The organism is Tropicimonas sediminicola, from assembly GCF_900188335.1.
GTDB classification, from domain to species: domain Bacteria; phylum Pseudomonadota; class Alphaproteobacteria; order Rhodobacterales; family Rhodobacteraceae; genus Tropicimonas; species Tropicimonas sediminicola.
The window spans coordinates 216,870-236,276 of record NZ_FZOY01000003.1; the positions used below are offsets into that span (position 1 = coordinate 216,870).

The 19,407-nt window shown below is 68.0% G+C and carries 17 protein-coding genes; 8 read left to right on the top strand and 9 right to left on the bottom strand.

Going from position 1 to position 19,407, the window contains the following annotated elements; genetic code table 11:
* Positions 1–70: 70 nt before the first annotated feature.
* Positions 71–583, bottom strand: a complete 513-nt coding sequence (locus CHB86_RS09550) for a GNAT family N-acetyltransferase (protein ID WP_089232807.1) — start codon at positions 581–583, stop codon at positions 71–73.
* Between the two features lie 270 nt (positions 584–853).
* Here CHB86_RS09550 and CHB86_RS09555 point away from each other — a divergent pair, with 270 nt between their 5' ends.
* From CHB86_RS09555 to uvrA, 6 genes are all read left to right on the top strand, one after another.
* Positions 854–2,191 carry a TAXI family TRAP transporter solute-binding subunit gene (locus CHB86_RS09555; RefSeq protein WP_176442825.1) on the top strand — a complete coding sequence of 446 codons (1,338 nt, stop codon included), beginning with the start codon at positions 854–856 and terminating at the stop codon, positions 2,189–2,191.
* Positions 2,192–2,255: 64 nt separating this feature from the next.
* Entirely contained in the window at positions 2,256–3,578 is a 1,323-nt protein-coding gene (locus CHB86_RS09560; RefSeq protein ID WP_089232809.1) for an MFS transporter, read from the top strand.
* A 42-nt stretch (positions 3,579–3,620) separates the two neighbouring features.
* Positions 3,621–4,211 (top strand): DUF924 family protein, encoded by a 591-nt coding sequence (locus CHB86_RS09565; RefSeq protein ID WP_089232810.1) that lies wholly within the window; start codon positions 3,621–3,623, stop codon positions 4,209–4,211.
* Between the two features lie 181 nt (positions 4,212–4,392).
* Positions 4,393–5,787: a dihydrolipoyl dehydrogenase gene (gene lpdA / locus CHB86_RS09570; protein WP_089232811.1), complete on the top strand. Its 1,395-nt coding sequence runs from the start codon at positions 4,393–4,395 to the stop codon at positions 5,785–5,787.
* A gap of 462 nt (positions 5,788–6,249) precedes the next feature.
* Positions 6,250–6,840, top strand: coding sequence for a DUF642 domain-containing protein (locus tag CHB86_RS09575; protein ID WP_176442826.1), 591 nt, complete (start codon positions 6,250–6,252; stop codon positions 6,838–6,840).
* Positions 6,841–7,024: 184 nt separating this feature from the next.
* Positions 7,025–9,892: an excinuclease ABC subunit UvrA gene (gene uvrA, locus CHB86_RS09580; protein WP_089232813.1), complete on the top strand. Its 2,868-nt coding sequence runs from the start codon at positions 7,025–7,027 to the stop codon at positions 9,890–9,892.
* Between the two features lie 240 nt (positions 9,893–10,132).
* Here the strand turns inward: uvrA and CHB86_RS09585 are convergent, their stop codons facing one another.
* The gene (locus tag CHB86_RS09585) at positions 10,133–10,504 is read right to left on the bottom strand and encodes an excinuclease ABC subunit A (protein WP_245837866.1); all 372 of its coding nucleotides are present in this window, start codon (positions 10,502–10,504) and stop codon (positions 10,133–10,135) included.
* Between the two features lie 169 nt (positions 10,505–10,673).
* On the opposite strand from CHB86_RS09585, the gene CHB86_RS25205 reads away from it, so the two are divergent.
* Both CHB86_RS25205 and CHB86_RS09595 read left to right on the top strand, forming a co-directional pair.
* Complete coding sequence (locus CHB86_RS25205) at positions 10,674–11,042, top strand: hypothetical protein (RefSeq protein ID WP_089232814.1); 369 nt, start codon at positions 10,674–10,676, stop codon at positions 11,040–11,042.
* Positions 11,043–11,212: 170 nt separating this feature from the next.
* Positions 11,213–11,659: a DsrE family protein gene (locus CHB86_RS09595; protein WP_089232815.1), complete on the top strand. Its 447-nt coding sequence runs from the start codon at positions 11,213–11,215 to the stop codon at positions 11,657–11,659.
* A 52-nt stretch (positions 11,660–11,711) separates the two neighbouring features.
* Here CHB86_RS09595 and mmsB read toward each other — a convergent pair whose 3' ends face one another.
* The 7 genes from mmsB to CHB86_RS09630 form a co-directional block, all read right to left on the bottom strand.
* Entirely contained in the window at positions 11,712–12,584 is an 873-nt protein-coding gene (gene mmsB / locus CHB86_RS09600; protein ID WP_089232816.1) for a 3-hydroxyisobutyrate dehydrogenase, read from the bottom strand.
* Entirely contained in the window at positions 12,581–13,642 is a 1,062-nt protein-coding gene (locus CHB86_RS09605) for an enoyl-CoA hydratase/isomerase family protein (protein ID WP_089232817.1), read from the bottom strand. The genes mmsB and CHB86_RS09605 overlap by 4 nt, the downstream gene beginning before the upstream one ends.
* Positions 13,639–14,781 (bottom strand): acyl-CoA dehydrogenase family protein, encoded by a 1,143-nt coding sequence (locus tag CHB86_RS09610; RefSeq protein ID WP_089232818.1) that lies wholly within the window; start codon positions 14,779–14,781, stop codon positions 13,639–13,641. The genes CHB86_RS09605 and CHB86_RS09610 overlap by 4 nt, the downstream gene beginning before the upstream one ends.
* A gap of 290 nt (positions 14,782–15,071) precedes the next feature.
* Entirely contained in the window at positions 15,072–16,325 is a 1,254-nt protein-coding gene (locus CHB86_RS09615) for an Hsp70 family protein (RefSeq protein WP_089232819.1), read from the bottom strand.
* Positions 16,326–16,416: 91 nt separating this feature from the next.
* Positions 16,417–17,001, bottom strand: a complete 585-nt coding sequence (locus tag CHB86_RS09620) for a L,D-transpeptidase (protein ID WP_089232820.1) — start codon at positions 16,999–17,001, stop codon at positions 16,417–16,419.
* 111 nt (positions 17,002–17,112) lie between these two features.
* Positions 17,113–17,772 (bottom strand): DUF2161 domain-containing phosphodiesterase, encoded by a 660-nt coding sequence (locus tag CHB86_RS09625; RefSeq protein WP_089232821.1) that lies wholly within the window; start codon positions 17,770–17,772, stop codon positions 17,113–17,115.
* Positions 17,773–17,971: 199 nt separating this feature from the next.
* Entirely contained in the window at positions 17,972–19,105 is a 1,134-nt protein-coding gene (locus CHB86_RS09630; RefSeq protein ID WP_089232822.1) for a carboxylate-amine ligase, read from the bottom strand.
* Between the last annotated feature and the right edge of the window lie 302 nt (positions 19,106–19,407).

A 19,407-nucleotide genomic window follows, 5' to 3' on the forward strand; every position in this document is an offset into this window, starting at 1 on the left:
TCCGCATGGGGACGCCGCCGCGCGAGGTTGCGCGGCGGGGGCAAGGGCAGGGGGGGCGGTGCGGGCCGTGTCAGATCCAGCCGGCGGGCAGCGCGCCGGTCGCCGGCAGGTCCAGCTTGAAGCGGCAGCCGGTCGAGGGATGCTCAGTGAACCCCATCGCGCCGTAGATCTGCCGAGCGACGCCGTTGTCGGGATGGGTGGAGACCAGCAATTGTCCGCATTCCTGCCGGCGGGCCTCGGCCACCGCGGCGGCCACCAGGTGCCGGCCGATGCCGGCGCCGCGCGCCGCCTCCTCGACGAACAGATGGTGGATCTCCATCAGCCGCCGTCCCCAGTGCAGATGGGTGAAGACGGCCAGCACCGCGTAGCCAACGACCTCGCCGCCGCGTTCCGCGACCAGCGCCGAGGCGCAGGCACCCGGCGCGAACAGGTCGCGTTCCAGCGCCTTGGGGGTGAGGGTTGCCTCGTCGCCATGGTGTCGGGCCAGCGCCCGCACCATCTCGATCAGCCGCGCGCCGTCACGCCGCTCGGCACGTCGGACGCGCGTGTCCGCGGCGTCTGTCTCGATGTCCTGCATATGCATCTTTCCGGTCCTTTCGTGGTCTGCCGCCACGAGACACCGGAACTGAAAAAGGCCGCTCGTGGCGGCCTCGTCGGTTTGTCAAACCCTTCCGTCCGCTCCTATTTGGAACGGGCCCAGTAAAATCGGGAGGCGGCTTGAACGGTCATGGCAAGCCTGATGCGCCTTTTCCCTTCGCCCGTCAAACGGAATCTTTCGCCTTCGGTCTCTCTGTGGCAGGGTCGGGGCGAACCCGCTCGTCGCTGTGCGATCTCAGGCTGCCCGGAGCGCCCGATGCGAACGACCCTTGTGCTGGCCGCGGTGGCAGTGGCGCTGCTGTCCGCGATCTTTCTTCTGCGCGACCTGCCGCCACCGGAGCGGCTGGTCTTCGCGGCAGGCGTGCGCGACGGGGGATATTGGCGGATCGCCGAACGCTACCAGGAAATCCTCGCCCGCGACGGGATCGAGATCGAGCTGCTGGAGACCGGCGGGTCGCTTGAAAACCTCGGGCTGCTGGCGGACCGCACGGCCGATGTCGGCCTGCTGCAGGGGGGCATTCCCGCGGGCGACGCGGGGATCGAGGCGCTGGCCACGGTGTTCGTGGAGCCGGTCGTCCCGATCATGCGCACCGACCGCCAGATCGCGACCAACCCGGCGCTCTGGCGCGGCCTGACCATCGCGCGGGGCGGCGAGGGGTCGGGGGCGCGGGTCGTGGCCGACCAGCTCCTTGGCGCGCTCGGCGTCGCGCCGCCGGTCAACCGGGTGGTCGACCTCGGCGGATCGGAGGCGGCGGCGGCGTTGCTCGCCGGGGAGATCGACCTCGCGATCTTCGTCGCGCCGATCTCGGCCTCCTACCTGCAGCCGCTCTTCGCCTCGGAGGACACCACGCTCATCGGCTTCGACCATGCCGAGGCGATCTCGCTCCGGCTGCCGTTCAGCCGGGTGGTCACTGCGCCGTCGGGGGCGGTGACGCTCGACCCTGTGGTGCCGCCGCGGCCGCTGCCGATGGTGGCGATGCGCGCCCGCCTCGCCGCCGTGCCCCATCTTCACCCCGCCGTCGTCGACCGGCTGGTGCTGGCCGCCCGCGAGATCCACGGCGGCAACAGCCTCTTTGCGCGCCACGGCGACTTCCCGAGCGCGGAAGGCGCCGACCTGCCGCTCGATGCCGGCGCGCTGAAGCTGCTGATCGAGGGCCAGAGCGCCTTTCACGGCTGGCTGCCCTACTGGATCGCGGCGCAGATCCGCCGCGTGCTGCTGGTGGTGCTGCCGCTGTTCTTCGTCGTGGTGCCGCTGATGCGGGCGCTGCCGGGGATCTACCGCTGGTCGATGCGGCGGCGCATCTGGCGGCACTACCGCGCCATCGGCGAGATCGAGATGGAGATCCCCGAGGCCGGCACGCCGGCCGAGGTCGCGGCGCTCAACGCCCGGCTCGAGGAGATCGACCACCAGCTCGCCGCCATCCGGCTGCCGCCGCCCTTCCGCGACGGCGCCTACAACGCCCGGCTGCATGTCGAACTGGTGCGCCGCCAGATCGCCGACCGTATGGCCGACCACGTCGAGCGGGCCGGCGCGGGGCAGGGGAGCTCGAACGCTGAGACGGATGTCGCCGAGCGACCACAGATGTCGCAATAGACTCTGGAATTGCCCGCCTCTGCCGCGTTAGAGCGGGCATTCAACCAGGAAGGATTCGATCCCCATGTTCCAAGTCCTGTCCGCCACCTGGGCGCTGATGTTCGGAATCCTGCTGCTCATCGTGGGCAATGGCGTTCAGGGTACGGTGCTCGGCATCCGTGGCGACATCGAGGGGTTCTCGACCTTCCAGATGTCGATCATCATGTCGGCCTACTTCCTCGGTTTTCTCGGCGGCTCGCGGTTGGCCCCGGAACTGATCCGCCGGGTCGGCCACATCCGCGTGTTCGCGGCGCTCGGCTCGCTGATCTCGGCGATCCTCGTGCTCTACCCGCTGCTGATCAACCCCTGGGCCTGGGCCATCGGCCGGGTGCTGATCGGGTTCTGCCTCTCGGGCGTCTACGTGACCGCCGAAAGCTGGCTCAACAACTCGGTCACCAACGAACAGCGCGGGCAGGCGCTGTCACTCTACGGGCTGGTGCAGATGGCGGGGATGGTCGCCTCGCAGGGGATCATGCTGACGCCGGACCCCTCAGGCTTCGTTCTGTTCATCATCCCCTCGGTGCTGGTCTCGGTCTCCTTCGCGCCGATCCTGCTGGCGATCCAGCCGACCCCGGCCTTCGCGACCTCCAAGCCGATGAGCCTGCGCCAGCTGTGGGACAGCTCGCCGCTCGGCGTCGTCGGCATCCTCTTGCTGGGCGGGGCACTTTCCACCCTGTTCGGCATGTCCTCCGTCTACGGCTCCCAGGCCGGCATGACCGTGCCGCAGATCTCCGCCTTCATCGCCGCGATCTACCTCGGCGGGCTGATCCTGCAGTACCCGATCGGCTGGCTCTCGGACCGGATGGACCGCCGCTGGCTGATCCTGGTGGTGTCGGCCATCGGCGGGGGCGCCTCGTTCCTCGCCATGGCGCTCGGCGGCCAGTTCGCGGCCCTGCTGGTGGCGGCGGTGGTGATCGGCGGCGGCTCGAACCCGCTCTACGCCCTGCTCCTCGCCTACGTGAACGACCACCTCGCGCCGGAGGACATGGCGGGCGCCTCGGGCGGGCTGATGTTCCTCTACGGCGTCGGCGCAGTTGCCGGCCCGCTGGCTTCGGGCGCGATCATGGGGCTTGCCGGGCCGCCGGGATTCTTCCTGTTTCTCGGTGTGTTGTGCTGTGCCATGGCGGGTTACGCGGGCTGGCGGATGACGCGCAGCGATGCCGTGCCTGTTGACGAGACCATCAGCTACACCCATGTTTCGCCGACCGCGACCCCTGTGGCCGTCGAGTTCGTCCAGGAGATGTTCATCGAGGAGGCGCAGGAAGCAGAGGCCGAAGCGGAAGCCGAGGCCGAGAAATACGGAACGGTCCAGGGCAGCGAGACAGGCGCGCCCCGGCAGATGCCGTGAAACCGGCGGCACAGATCGCTGCCGAGACAAAGGACAGACAAGATGGTGGACGTCACACCACAGCAGATCGCCGAATTCTGGGTCGACGAGGTCGGACCCGAGGGATGGTACAAGGCCAGCGACGCGCTCGATGCGCAGATCCGGGAAAGGTTCGGCAGCGCCTGGCAGGCCGCCCATGCCGGCGATCTGCATGACTGGTGCTGCGACGCGGAAGGCAGCTTCGGCTTCCTGATCCTGACCGACCAGTTCCCGCGCAACATGTTCCGCGACGATCCGCGCGCCTTCGATACCGACGTGCTGGCCCGCACCGCCTGCAAGATGGCGATCGACCGCCGCTGGGACATGGCCGTGCCGGAACCGCAGCGGCAGTTCTTCTACCTGCCTCTTATGCATTCCGAAAACCTGATCGATCAGGACCGCTGCGTGCGCCTGATGGTCGACCGGATGCCCGGGACCGGCGCCGAGAACCTGCGCCATGCCCGCGCCCATCGCGAGATCATCCGCGAGTACGGCCGCTTCCCCTATCGCAACAAGGCGCTCGGACGGATGACGCTGCCGCGGGAGAAGGAGTTTCTGGAGACCGGCGGATATGGCCGCATCCTGCAGGCCCTGAGCGCGGCCGAGGCGGATTGAGAGACCGCTCCGGGCCGGGGCAGGGCGACCTGCTCCGGCTATTCGTTTTCCGCCCGAAGCTATGCGCTTGGTGAATGGCGGCATTTCTGACCTTGCGTCCGATTTGCCCAAGATCGGGCCTTCGCGCGGTGCCGAAAATAGTTTAATGCTGAACTAAATTTTCTTCGCGGAGGGGGCCGAGATGGCTGCACAGACTTTCGACATGATCGTTATCGGCGCTGGTCCGGGCGGCTACGTGGCCGCGATCCGGGGCGCGCAGCTCGGGCTCAAGGTGGCCTGCGTCGAGCGCGAGCACCTCGGCGGCATCTGCCTGAACTGGGGCTGCATCCCGACCAAGGCGCTCCTGCGGTCTGCGGAAGTGTTCCACCTGATGGAGCGCGCCAAGGACTTCGGCCTCTCCGCCGAAAAGATCGGCTACGACATCGATGCGGTGGTGAAGCGCTCCCGCGGCGTGGCCGCCCAGCTCTCCGGCGGCATCGGTCACCTGCTCAAGAAGAACAAGGTCACGACCATCATGGGCGAGGCCAGGCTGACCGGTAAGGGCAAGGTGTCGGTCAAGACCGACAAGGGCACCGAGGAACTGACCGCCAAGAACATCGTGTTGGCCACCGGCGCCCGCGCCCGCGAACTGCCGGGCCTGGAAGCCGACGGCAAGCGCGTCTGGGCCTACAAGACCGCCCTGCAGCCGCCGCACATGCCCAAGAAACTGCTGGTCATCGGCTCCGGCGCCATCGGCATCGAATTCGCCAGCTTCTACAACACGCTCGGCGCCGAGACGACGGTGGTCGAGGTCCTCGACCGGGTGCTGCCGGTGGAAGACGCCGAGATCTCGGCCTTCGCCATGAAGGCCTTCACCAAGCAGGGGATGAAGATCCTCGAGAAGAGCATGGTCAAGCAGCTCGACCGCTCCGCCGACAAGGTGGTCGCCCACATCGAGACCGGCGGCAAGGTCGAGAAGATGGAGTTCGACACCGTGATCTCCGCTGTCGGCATCGTCGGCAACGTGGAGAACCTCGGCCTGGAAGAACTCGGCGTGAAGATCGACCGCACCCATGTGGTAACGGATGAGTTCTGCCGCACCGGCGTCGAGGGGCTCTATGCCATCGGCGACATCGCCGGCGCGCCCTGGCTGGCGCACAAGGCCAGCCACGAGGGCGTGATGGTGGCCGAGCTGATCAAGGGCATGCATGCCCACCCGGTGAAGCCCGAGACCATCGCCGGCTGCACCTACTGCCACCCGCAGGTCGCAAGCGTCGGCCTGACCGAGGCCAAGGCCAAGGAGCAGGGCTACGAGGTCAAGGTCGGCAAGTTCCCCTTTATCGGCAACGGCAAGGCCATCGCACTCGGCGAACCCGAGGGGCTGATCAAGACGGTATTCGACGCCAAGACCGGCGAACTGCTGGGCGCGCACATGGTCGGCGCCGAGGTCACCGAGATGATCCAGGGCTATGTCATCGGCCGCAAGTTGGAGACCACGGAGCAGGACCTGATGGAAACGGTCTTCCCGCACCCGACGCTCAGCGAGATGATGCACGAGAGCGTGCTCGACGCCTTCGACCGCGTCATCCACATGTGATCCGGCGGCGCGGTGCCGGCAAACGGCACCGCGCGCGCCCCGGCAACGATCGACCCGATTCTCTGGGACTCGCATTTCCTGTTTCCTTGACCCGGTCATTAACGGCCGGACATACCCGTTTGGGTTGAGTGCGAGCGCTCCAGGCCGCCAGAAATGCTGTCGCGCAGCGATCTCCGGCTCTCGGATGCGGCGTCCTGATGAGCGGGCTCCTGAAATAACTTATGAAATTCAATTTGTTGCGGTGACCCGGGCGGTCTTTGGCGGCGGTGGTGCGACCATCACACACTTGCGGGTCGAAATCCTTCGGACGGCTTGTGCCGGAGTTTGACAGGTGCCTTCAAAGTGTTAATGTCCGTTAACGAAATTTTACCGATCCCACCGCGGTTTATCTGGAGCAGGAAGTTGAAAAACGTTGCGATTGCATCCGTTATGATTGCGCTCTCCGCAGGAGCGGCGGGTGCCGTGACCGTGGCAAATGGAAACGGAAGCTTCGAAGCGCCGACTTTCGACTCCACCGCGAGGTGGAAGGTGTACGACGGCTCGCCCGGTGCGAAATTCATCAGCGGATGGATTGTCGATGCGATCGGTGACAAGGGCGGTGTGGATCAGGTCGCCAGTTCCTGGTGGGCGGCTTCCGATGGCAACTACTCGGTCGACCTGAACTCGGTCGACGCGGGCGGCGTGAGCGCCAAGATGGACGGTCTGACGATCGGCAACAGCTACACGGTGACGTTCGACATGTCGGGCAACCCCGGCGGTGTGCAGGGTGTCAAGGAACTGGTCACCTACATCAACTACGACCGGATCCGCAGCTTCTACTACGACACCACCGGAAACAGCCGGAAGAACATGAACTGGACGACGATGTCGTTCAAATTCACGGCGACGGCCACGGCCCAGTACGTCTCCTTCGTCAGCGCGATTCCCGGCACCCAGGGCGCCGCGATCGACAATGTCCGCGTCGAGATGAGCGAAGTGCCGCTTCCGATGTCCGCGCTGCTCCTGCTGACCGGGCTTGGCGGGCTGGCCGCGTTCCGTCGCAAGGCCGCCTGACGCGGTATCCGATCCGATCCTGAATTGGCGGGGTGGCCAGTGGCCGCCCCGTTTGCGTTTCAGATGGGCGCTTTGGGGCCGGGATCGTTGGCATTGATCTGCTTGTTTACTTTTTGTTCTCAATTCCCCATTGGAGAATCCGTAGCGCTCGCTTATCTCTGTGCCATGCCGTACGGGGTGGGACATGCCTGAACAGAAGTTCATCGAGGTGCGCGGTGCGCGCGAGCATAATCTGAAGAACATCGACGTGGATATCCCGCGCGACGAGCTGGTGGTCATCACCGGGCTCTCCGGTTCGGGGAAGTCCTCGCTCGCCTTCGACACGATCTACGCCGAGGGGCAGCGCCGCTACGTGGAGAGCCTCTCCGCCTATGCCCGGCAGTTCCTCGACATGATGGAAAAGCCGGACGTGGACCACATCACCGGCCTCAGCCCGGCGATTTCCATCGAGCAGAAGACCACCTCCAAGAACCCGCGTTCCACGGTCGGCACGGTGACGGAGATCTACGACTACCTCCGCCTGCTGTTCGCCCGGGTCGGGACGCCCTATTCGCCGGCCACCGGCCTGCCGATCGAGGCGCAGCAGGTGCAAGACATGGTCGACCGGGTGATGGCGATGGAGGAGGGCACGCGGGCCTACCTGCTCGCCCCCATCGTACGCGACCGCAAAGGCGAATACCGCAAGGAATTCCTCGAGCTGCGCAAGCAGGGCTTCCAGCGGGTGAAAGTCGATGGCGCCTTCCACGACCTCGACGACGCGCCCAAGCTCGACAAGAAGTTCCGCCACGACATCGACGTGGTGGTCGACCGGATCGTCGTGCGCGAGGGGATGGAGACGCGGCTGGCCGACAGCTTCCGGACCGCGCTGGACCTGGCCTCGGGTATCGCGATCCTGGAGACCGCGCCGCGCGAGGAGGAGGGCGAGCCGGAGCGCATCACCTTCTCCGAGAACTTCGCCTGCCCGGTCAGCGGTTTCACCATCCCCGAGATCGAGCCGCGCCTCTTCTCGTTCAACGCCCCTTTCGGCGCCTGTCCGCATTGCGACGGCCTCGGGGTCGAGCTGTTCTTCGACGAACGGCTGGTGGTGCCCGATGTCACGCTCAAGATCTACGACGGCGCGCTGGCGCCCTGGCGGAAGGGCAAGTCGCCCTATTTCCTGCAGACCATCGAAGCCATCGCCAAGCACTACGAGTTCGACAAGAACGCGCGGTGGAAGGACCTGCCGAAGAAGGTCCAGCAGGTTTTCCTGCACGGCTCCGGCGACGAGGAGATCGAGTTCCGCTACGACGAGGGCGGCCGTGTCTACCAGGTGACGCGCAGCTTCGAGGGGGTGATCCCCAACATGGAGCGCCGCTACCGCGAGACGGACTCCGCCTGGATCCGCGAGGAGTTCGAGCGGTATCAGAACAACCGCCCCTGTGGTTCCTGCGGCGGCTATCGCCTGCGTCCCGAAGCGCTGGCGGTGAAGATCGCCGGGTTGCACGTGGGGCAGGTGGTGCAGATGTCGATCCGGGAGGCCTTCGACTGGGTCGATGCGGTGCCGGAGAAGCTGACCTCCCAGAAGAACGAGATCGCCCGCGCCATCCTCAAGGAGATCCGCGAACGGCTGGGTTTCCTGAACAACGTCGGTCTGGAATACCTGACCCTGTCGCGCAACGCTGGCACGCTGTCGGGCGGCGAGAGCCAGCGGATCCGGCTGGCGAGCCAGATCGGCTCGGGGCTGACCGGCGTGCTTTACGTTCTGGATGAGCCTTCGATCGGCCTGCACCAACGCGACAACGACCGCCTGCTTGGCACCCTGAAAAACCTGCGGGATCAAGGGAATACCGTGATCGTCGTGGAGCATGACGAGGAGGCGATCCGCGAGGCGGACTATGTCTTCGACATCGGTCCGGGCGCCGGTGTGCATGGCGGGCAGGTGGTGGCCAAGGGCACGCCGGGCGAGATCGCGGCGAACCCGGACTCGATCACTGGCGACTACCTGAGCGGCAAGCGCGAGATCCCTGTGAGCCAGCTGCGCCGTGAGGGCAATGGCAAGAAGCTGACCGTGGTGAAGGCGACCGGCAACAACCTCAAGGAGGTGACGGCCGACTTCCCGCTCGGGAAATTCGTTTGTGTGACCGGGGTTAGCGGCGGAGGCAAATCCACCCTGACGATCGAGACGCTGTTCAAGACGGCCTCGATGCGGCTGAACGGGGCGCGGCAGACGCCGGCGCCCTGCGAGACCATCAAGGGGCTCGAGCACCTCGACAAGGTGATCGACATCGACCAGCGCCCCATCGGCCGGACTCCGCGTTCGAATCCAGCAACTTACACCGGGGCCTTCACGCCGATCCGTGACTGGTTCGCGGGGCTGCCCGAAGCCAAGGCGCGCGGCTACAAGCCGGGGCGGTTCAGCTTCAACGTCAAGGGCGGGCGCTGCGAGGCCTGCCAGGGCGACGGGGTGATCAAGATCGAGATGCACTTCCTGCCGGATGTGTATGTGACCTGCGAGACCTGCCATGGCGCGCGCTACAACCGCGAGACCCTGGAAATCAAGTTCAAAGGCAAGAGCATAGCCGACGTTCTTGATATGACGGTTGAGGACGCGCAGGAGTTTTTCAAGGCGGTGCCGAGCATCCGGGAGAAGATGGATGCGCTGGTCCGGGTGGGGCTGGGCTATATCAAGGTCGGGCAGCAGGCGACGACGCTGTCGGGCGGCGAGGCACAGCGGGTGAAACTCTCCAAGGAGCTGGCCAAGCGCTCGACCGGGCGGACGCTCTATATCCTCGATGAGCCGACCACCGGGCTGCACTTCGAAGACGTGCGCAAGCTGTTGGAAGTGCTGCACGAACTGGTGGAGCAGGGGAACACCGTGGTGGTGATCGAGCACAATCTCGACGTCATCAAGACCGCTGACTGGATTATCGACATCGGCCCCGAGGGGGGCGATGGCGGCGGCACGGTTGTGGCGACGGGCACGCCGGAAGAGGTGGCGGAGGTCGCCGGGAGCCACACCGGGCGATATCTCAAGCCGATGCTGGACGCGGCGCGGCGGCACGCGGCGGAATAGGCGTTTCGACCGATCCGAAAGCGAAAACGACCGCAATTGCGGTCGTTTTCGGGCGTGTTCCGGTCATTTCACAGCTTCAGCGCAGGCGTTCGCCTTGGGGTGCGCCGTTTCGGTCATTTCGCGCCCGGAAACGACCGGAAATCCCGGCACTCAGGTCTCCCGCCCGTCGTCGCGGCATCGCAGATGCCGTTCCTCCCGTTGGGCCGGGCGCGCTTCGCGCGCGGGCGGGGTGTCCGGAGGTTACTGCGCGAGGTCGGCGATGGCGCCGATCAGGTTGAGCACTTTCCGGGTGTCGGGGTCGATGCGGTAGACGTAGTCGCCGAGCACGGCGTAGTCGCCATTGCGGTCGAGCCGGTAGCGCGCGGGGTCGTGGATCACCCGGTAGTCCCCGTCGAGCACCTCGCCGCGCTGGTAGCGCCGGACGTATCGGTCGTCCCGGTCGGGAGCGTCCGAGCGCACCGATTTGCCGACCTGGCCCGGTGGCACGCAGGGCGGGTTCTTCTTGGCGAGTCCGGGCGGGCAGCCGGCGTTACCGTTGCCGGCGGAGGCGGCGCCGGCTCCGATCCCGGCGGCGAAGGCGGCTGTCAGCAGCACGGTGGCGAGGGTCTTCATTCCTGGTCCTTCAATCTTGTCTTTGCGGCCCGCCTGTGCGGCGGGCGCTCCGGGAGAGAACACCGGAAGGCGCGGGGTGTTCCAGTCGTTTTGGCGTGATCGGCGGGAGGTTGCCAAACTTCGGCCGGGTTCCGCTGGCAGGCTGCGACCGGAGAAGCGGGAGTGCGGGATGCGCGGGATCGGGATTGCAGGGGCGTTGGCGGCCGGACTGGCCGCGCCGGGGCAGGCGGGGCAGCCGCTGCGCGAGAGCCTGGTCGAATGCTCGGTGCTGGTCGAACTGCTGCTGGGGGAGCAGAGCTTCCAGCCCGGCGAAAACGCGATGATCGACCTCTACGTCTCGGCCTCCCGGTCGATGCGGGAGGAGGCGCTGCGCCGGACGTCGGAGGGCTACGTGGCGGAGACGGCGCTGGCCAAGCGGGAGGCATGGCACGCGCGGTGGGACGCCGGGGACTGGGATGATCCGGCGAACCGGGACGAGCTGGTGGACTGGTGGACCTATTGCTTCAAGCTGGCGGACCACCTCGCGTTGAAGCCGTAGCGCGCCGGCGGATCGCGCTCGATCTGCAGGGGGGACTCTGTTGCAGATAGGGCGGCTTCGTGACGGACACTCTCAAAAAGATATTTATAAAATACGTATTATTTGATCTGTCTCATTTGCCAATTTTCATGGAGGCGCAACTCTCTGCCTGCGAGACACGGGAGGGAAAGATGAGTCTTTTGCGAAATCTCTTTGCGGGCGTTGCGCTGGCGCTGTTCGGTGCCGCTGCCCTGGCCGAAGACGGAAAGCCCGGGCTTTTCGTGAACCTCACCACCGATGACACATGGGCGGCCGCGAAGGCGATCATGTTCGCCCATGAGAAGGCGCTGAAGAACGGGCATGAGCCTGTGGCGATCTGGCTGAACGTGCGGGCGGTGTACCTGGCCGACAGGAAGCGCTCCAGCCACATTCCCGGGCCGATGGCCGGGGACGGCACGTCGATCCAGGACATGCTGACGGCCTTCATGGCCGACGGCGGCACGGTGATCATGTGCAGCGCCTGTTCGCAGGCGGCGGGTCTGACCGAGGCGGATTACATTGACGGTGTCGAGATGGGCAACTGGCCGGTGGTCGAGAGCATTCTGTTCGACCCGGATGTGAAGACGCTGTCCTGGTAGGGGCGTCACGCGCCCGGAGCCTTCCGGGCGCGTTGCACGTGCCGCCGACCGCCTAGCCGCGCCCGCGCTTCTCGAAGCGGGGGAGCATGGCGGAGAAGTCCATGCCCTTGCCGTCCTCGCGCTCGACGAAGGCCTCGTAGAGCGCGGTGGCGGCCTGACCGAGCGGCGTATCGGCATCCGCGGCCTCGGCGGCCTGTTGCGAGAGGCGCAGGTCCTTGAGCATGAGCTCGGCGGCGAAGCCGGGCTTGTAGCCGTTGTCGGCGGGACTCGTCGGGCCGACGCCGGGGGCCGGGCAATAGGCGTTCATCGACCAGCTGTAGCCGGAGGAGGTGGACACCACGTCGAACATCTTTTGCCGGTCGAGGCCGAGCTTGTCGGCCAGCGCGAAGGCCTCGCAGGTGCCGATCATGGTGATGCCGAGGATCATGTTGTTGCAGATCTTGGCCGCCTGACCGGCGCCGGGGCCGCCGCAGTGGACGGCTTTCTGGCCCATGACCTCGAAGAGCGGCGCGACGGTGGCGAAGGCGTCCTCGGCGCCGCCGGCCATGAAGGTGAGCGTGCCGGCCGCCGCGCCGCCGACACCTCCGGAGACCGGGGCATCGACCGCACGCAGGCCGGCGGAGCTTGCGGCCTCGGCCACGGCGCGGGCGCTGTCGACATCGACTGTGGAGCAGTCGAGATGGACGGCGCCGGGCTGCATGGCGGGGTGGATCTCGGCCGCGACGCGGCGCAGGATCTCGCCGTTGGGCAGCATGGTGATGACCACCTCGGCGCCGCTGGCGGCCTCGGCGGCGGTGGCGGCGGCGGTGACGCCCTCGGGGCAGGGCGCGGCGAGGTCGAAGCCGGTCACGGCGTGGCCCGCGGCGGCCAGGTTGGCGGCCATCGGCGCGCCCATGTTTCCAAGTCCTATGAAACCGACTTTCATGCGATGTCCTCCCGGGGGTGTGGCGTGTCGAATGTGAGCGCGTCGGCCCCGAGGGGGCGGAGCATCGCGCTGACCATGGCGGGCGTGACCTCCTCCAGCCCGTGCCGCCATTTGGGGCTGCGGTCCTTGTCGATGATCGCGGCGCGGATGCCTTCGAGGAAGTCGCCGTGCTCCATCGCGCGGAACGTGAAGCGGTATTCGAGGTCGAGCGCGCGGCGGATGTCGGCGGCGGGACCGCGCAGGCGGTGGACGGCCTCGATGGCGCAGGCCATGGCGAGCGGCGCGTTGCGGGTCATCGCCTTGAGCGTGCTGGCGGTGAAGTCGGAGGGTTCCGCGTTCAGGCTGCGCAGGACGTCGCCCAGCCGCTCGCCGCCGAAGTGGCGGTCGATCTGCGGTTGCAGGGCGGCAAGGCGGCCTTCGGGGGCGGGCGAGGCGGCGGCGTCGATCAGGGTCCAGTCGCCGGTTTCCTCGAGCCGTGCGATCAGGTCGGGCCATTGGGCCTGCGGGACGAAGTAATCGGCGAAGCCTGCCAACAGCGCGTCGGCCGGGCCCATGCGGGTGCCGGTGGTGCCGAGGTATTCGCCCAGCCGCCCGGGCGCGCGGGCGAGCAGCAGGGTGCCGCCAACGTCGGGCAGCAGGCCGATGCCGCATTCGGGCATGGCGATCTGGCTGCTTTCGCCCACCACCCGGTGCGAGCCGTGGCAGCCGATGCCGACGCCGCCGCCCATTGTGAAGCCCTGCAGGAAGCTCGCGACCGGCTTGGGGAATTCGAAAAGCCGGGCGTTCATGTTGTATTCGTCGTGCCAGAACTTCCGACCGTAGGCATAGTCGCCGGCGGTGCCGGTGGCGTAGATCTCGGCGATATCGCCGCCGGCGCAGAAGGCCTTCTCGCCCTCGGCGTCGAAGACGATCATGGCGACGCCGGGGTCATCCGCCCAGTCCATCAGTGCGGCGTCGATCGCCAGGCACATCTCGTAGGACATGGCGTTGAGCGCCTGCGGGCGGGTGAGGGTGATGCGGCCGGTGCGGCCGGCCTTGCGGATGTGGATGTCGCTCATCGTTCGCTCAGAAGGTGGCGCGCCACGATCAGGCGCATGATCTCGTTCGTGCCCTCGAGGATCTGGTGCACGCGCAGGTCGCGCACGATCTTCTCGATTCCATAATCGGCAAGGTAGCCGTAGCCGCCGTGGAGCTGCAAACACTGGTCGGCGACGCGGCTGCCGGCCTCGGTCACGAACTTCTTGGCCATGGCGCAGAACTTGGTGGCGTCCGGCGCGCCGGTGTCGAGCTTCCAGGCGGCCTGGCGGAGCAAGGTGCGGGCGGCCTGCAACTCGATCTCCATGTCGGCGAGGCGGAACTGGAGGGCCTGGAACTGGTCGATGGTCTGGCCGAAGGCGCGGCGCTCGGCCATGTAGGCGAGCGTGGCATCGAGCGCGGCCTGCGCGGCGCCGAGGGAGCAGGCGGAGATGTTCAGCCGCCCGCCGTCGAGCCCGGCCATGGCATAGGCGAAGCCGCGGCCCTCTTCGCCCAGCAGGTTGGCGGCAGGGACGGGGCAGGCGTCCATCTGGACCTGACGGGTGGGCTGGCTCTTCCAGCCCATCTTCTGCTCCAGCCCGCCGAAGGACAGGCCCTCGGTGCCGTCCTCGAGCACGAAGGCGGAGATGCCGCGGGGGCCGTCCGCGCCGGTGCGGGCCATGACGATATAGGCATCGGAATAGCCGCCGCCGGAGATGAAGGCCTTGGTGCCGGTGAGGGCATAGCCGTTGCCGGCGGGCTCGGCCCGGGTCTTCAGCGCTGCCGCGTCGGAGCCGGAGCCAGGCTCGGTCAGGCAGTAGGAGAACACGGTCTCCATGGTGAGGGCGGGGGCGAGGTAGCGGGCCTTGATATCCTCGGAGCCGAAGCTGTCGAGCATCCGGGCGCACATGTTGTGGATCGAGAGAAACGCCGCGACCGAGGGGCAGGCCATCGACAGCGCCTCGAACACCAGCGTGGCGTCGAGCCGGGTGAGGCCGGAGCCGCCGCTCTCCTCGGACACGTAGAGCCCGCCGAAGCCGAGCTCGGCCAGCCGGGGCCAGAGATCCTTCGGGATCGTGCCCTCGGTTTCCCATGCGCGGGCGTGCGGGGCGATGTGCTCCTCGCCGAAGGCGCGGGCCATGTCGAAGATCGCCGATTGCTCTTCGCTCAGTGCGAAATCCATGGGCTTCCTCCCAGAGCCGTTGGAAATTGAATGCATGTTCAATTTCCACGGGAGAGGGGGCGCTGGCAAGCGCAAATCGGAACGGGCGTCGTGATCGGTTGGCGGCCGGGCGGTGACCGGCGGCAGGTTGGGGGCGCTGCCCCCAAACCCCCGGGGTACTTGTACCAGGAAGACGGGCAGGGTGCGGCCTCTCCATTCTTCTTGGACCCAATACCCCCGCCGGAGGCACGATCCGCAGGATCGTCCCCCGCTGTCCAGGCGCGCGAGGGCAGGTCGGGCCGTGTCGATGGTCAGGCCGGCGCGTGCTCTCCGGTGGCCAGCGCGAGGCCGTCGACCACGGCGGTGAAGGCCTGCGCGCGCCGTTGGGCGGCGGCGGGGCAGACCTCTGTCGCGGCGTCGGTGACCAGCCGCATCAGGCTGGAGCCGCCGACGAGGATCACCGAGCCGATGGCGTGGGGCGGGGTGCCGGCGCGGACCAGCACCTCCCAGATCGCCGCGCGCAGGGCGTCGCCGAAGCCCGAAAGCGCGGCATGGAGCGAGCCGGGCGTGACCGGGGCCGCAAGTCCGGGCTCCACGAAGCCCATGGCGATCTCGGCGCGCGCGCCACCGGCATTGGCGGCGATCTTGCCATCCTCGACCGCGAAGGCGAGGTCGTGGCCCAGCCGTTCGCCGACCACCGCTTGCAGGCGGCGCAGCTTCTCGGGCTCCACCGCATGGGCCAGCAGGTCCTCGACGTGGCGTTCGGTGTCCCGGGCATAGAGGAACGGGATACGCGCCCAGGTCGCCAGGTCGCGGTAGATCGCGTTGGGGACCGGCAGAAGCCCGTCGCCGAAGCTGCGCCGGAGCTGGCCGCCGTGGCCGAGGAGCGGCATGGCATGGGCCATCGAGACCTCGGTGTCGAAATCCGTGCCGCCGAGGCGGATGCCGTGGCTGGCGAGGATCTCGATCCCCCCGGTGCCCTGCCGGAAGACCGAGAAGTCCGAGGTGCCGCCGCCGATGTCGACGATCAGGCCGGTCTCGCCCGCCGCGCCGAGATCAAGGCTCGCCCGTGCCGCCGCCTCCGGCTCGAACAGGAAATCGACCTGTTCGAAGCCGGCGGCTTCGTAGCAGGCCCGCAGGTCGGCCTCGGCCTGGGTGTCGCGGGCGTCGTCGGTGGAGTGGAACCGCACCGGGCGGCCGGACAGGACCTGCCGCAGCGGCGCGCCCGTCTCGGTCTCCGCCCGTTCGCGCAGGGCGACGAGAAAGGCCGTGACGACCTCCGAGAGGCGGCGCCGGCGGCCTTCGATCAACCGCTGTTCGTGAAAGAGGGAGGTGCCCAGGATGGACTTGAGGGCGCGCATGTAGCGGCCCTCTTCGCCGGAGACCAGCGCTGCGCCGGCGGCCGCGCCGATCCGCATCGCGCCGCCGTCGGCGGGGAAGAACACGGCGGTGGGGAGGGTGTCGGCCGATCCCTCGACGGGGATCCGGCGCACCGCGCCGCCATCGAGCACGGCGGCGGCGGAATTGGACGTGCCGAAATCGACGGCAAGCACGCGGGGGGACATGGCGGCGGCCCTTGCTGGAAACGGGAAAGCGCCCCGGATAGCCGATCGGCCCTCCGCTCGCAACCCCGGCCCGGCGGCCGCCGCCGGCCGGTTACATCACCCGGACCTGGGTGCCGATCTCGACCATCGGGTAAAGCTGCGCGACCTGTTCGTTGTAGAGGCCGAAGCAACCCGAGGAGGAGGGGCGGCCGATCTTGCGGGTGTCATGGGTGCCGTGGATCAGGTAGGCCGGCCAGCCGAGGTACATCGCATGGGTGCCGAGCGGGTTGTCCGGGCCCGGGCCGACCGATTGGGGCAGGCTGGGATCGCGCTCGCGCATCGAGGCGGTGGGCGTCCAGGTCGGGCCTTCCTTCTTGCGGACGACCTCGGTGTAGCCGCGCTTGGTCAGGTCCTCGGAGAGCGGCACCGAGCTCGGGTAGACGTAGTAGCTCCCGTCGGGATTCCAGTAATGCACCGCGCGGCTGTCGACATCGCAGACGATGGCGCCGACGCCGAGCGAGGGGAAATGGTCCTGCCAGTTCCGGCGGGTGAAGGCCGAGATGTTGCGCAGCGCCCCGGTGTCGGTGGGGCGGTCGGTCATCGGCGTCACCTGGGCCCGCAGGATCGCGGGATGGGCGAGGAGCGGGAGGGCGCCAAGGCCTGCGATCAGGCCGCGCCGGCTGAGCGGTTTGGTCATTGGAATCCTGTTCATTCCCCAAGGGTCGTGGGGGTCAGCTAGCAGGTGCGAGGCCGCGGGACCAGTGGGCTCAGCGCGTGCACACAGGGATTTGAGCGCGATTTCCGTCCATCATGGCGCGCCGGCCACGATCGCGCGCTGACCGTTGGGCGTGAGCCCGTAGACCCCGCGTTCCACCCGCTCGAACCAGCCGTAGTGATCGTCCGCCATCATTCGCGTCGCCTGGGCCACGCCGGTCGCCCGGGCCACCTCCGCGCCGCGAGAGGGGCCGTGCGTGGCCAGGTGGGCGGCCAGCCGCAGCGCATCCTGTCGGTAGGCGGTGACCAGCGGCCCGGCCGCCGCGCCGCCGGTGTTCGGGTCGCCCTCGCGCCGGGCGAATTCGCGCAGCAGGCGGCTGCGGCGGGCCGGGGCCGGGCGCGGGCGGTAGGGCGCGGGGTCGAGGTGGATCTCGACGTGGCCGTCCGGCAGCCGCACGGTGATCAGCCCCAGCCCGAGCCGCCGGCACAGCGCGCGGTTCTCCGACAGCGCCTTCAGGAAGCGCCGCCCGGCGCCGCGCGGCACGGCGATATAGACCGCATCGGTGATCGCCTGCCGGTCAATCGCCTGGTGGATCAGCGCCAGCGAGAAGCCGCGCTTGAGCTCGACGATGACCGGTGCGGCCTCGTCCTGCCGGCAGGCCACGAGGTCGGCGGGCCCGACCTCGCCCTTCACCTCGTAGCCCTGTCCCTCGAGCAACGCCTTCACCGGGCCATAGAGATCGGTCTCCTTCACCCCGCGCCTCCCCGGATCGGCAAGGGCGCTGTCCCGCCTGGTCTCCTGGTGCGAAATACCCCCGCCGGAGGCACGATCTTTCGTCCGAAAGATCGCCCCGCGCGCGGATGCGCGCGGCCCGGCCCAACCGGAGGAGGCGCATCCGAAGGATGCGTCGACGACGGGCGGGAGTGCTTCGGGATCGGCCGCACGCCTGGTCTCACAGCCCGTCCTGGAAGGCGTCGATCAGGTGGCTGACCACGGCCCGCATCGCTGCCTGCTCGTCGTCGCCGGCCTCGAGCCGTTGCTGGCGCACGGTGCGCTGGCGGTCGGCGCTGGTGCCGCGGGCGACGAGGTCGCGCACCCGTTCGACCTCGGCCAGGCAGCCGAGCGCTTCGGCGTCCTCGGCCAGGATCTCCACCATCTCCTCGGCGAGCACGTCGAAGCCCACGATCTCGCGCTGGCCGAAATCGATCATGCCCTCGTTCACCCCGTAGCGCTGCGCCCGCCAGCGGTTCTCGCCGATCAGCACGTTGTCATAGAGCCGCCAGCGCTGGTTCCGGGCCGCGAGCCGCCAGAGCATCCGGGTGAAGCACTGGGTCAGCGCGGCGATGGTCAGCGTGTCCTCCAGCAGGGTGGGCACGTCGCAGATCCGGGCCTCGATGGTGGGGAAGCGCCAGGAGGGGCGGAGGTCCCACCAGATCTTGGAGGCGTCCTCGATGATGCCGAGATCCACCAGCACGCCGGTCATCCGCTCGAATTCGGCCCAGGAGTTCAGCAGCGGCGGCAGGCCGGTGCGGGGCAGGTTGTCGAACACGGTCAGCCGGTAGGAGCAGAGCCCGGTGTCCTGGCCCATCCAGAACGGCGAGGAGCACGACAGCGCCAGCAGGTGCGGCAGGAAATAGGTGAGCTGGTTCATCAGGTCGATGCGCTGGCTCGGGCTCTCGATGCCGACGTGCACGTGCATCCCGCAGATCAGCAGCCGCCGCGCCACCCCGGCCAGCGCCTGTTCGAGTTCGTTGTAGCGGGTCTTGTCGGTGTGGATCTGCTGTTTCCAGTCGGCGAAGGGATGGCAGGAGGCGGCGATCGGGGCCAGCCCGTGCCGCGCGGCGTGCTGCGCCACCGTGGAGCGCAGGCGTTTCAGTTCGTCCCGTGCCCCGGCGATGTCGGTGCAGACCTTGGTGCCGATCTCGATCTGGCATTGCAGGAATTCCGGGCTGACCTGGCCCTGCATGGCGCCGGCGCATTCCTCGATCAGCGCCTCCGGCGCGTTTGCGAGTTCGAAGGTCTCGGTGTCGACCAGGAGGTATTCCTCCTCGATCCCGAGTGTCAGCTGGGGTGCCGTGCGCGACATCTCTCCCTCCCTGCGTCGTTGGGCGAGGGTGGCAGAGCCGGGCCGGGGGCGCAAGCCGCAGCGCCGCGCGGCGGCGACGATGCCGGCCGCCGGAACGGGCCTTTCGGGGTGTCAGCGCTCACATGCCGAAGAAGGCGGCAGGCGCCCGGAAATTCGCAAGCGGCCTGCTGTCGCACCGCTTTGCGAGAGAATCTTGCGCGCACGATTTGGGCCTCAGCCTAACCCATTGGGGTAATTTTGTTTCCCGGGCAGCGCTCCGACCCATCTGTTCCTGCCATGGCGGACATGCGCCGGGGGCAGGT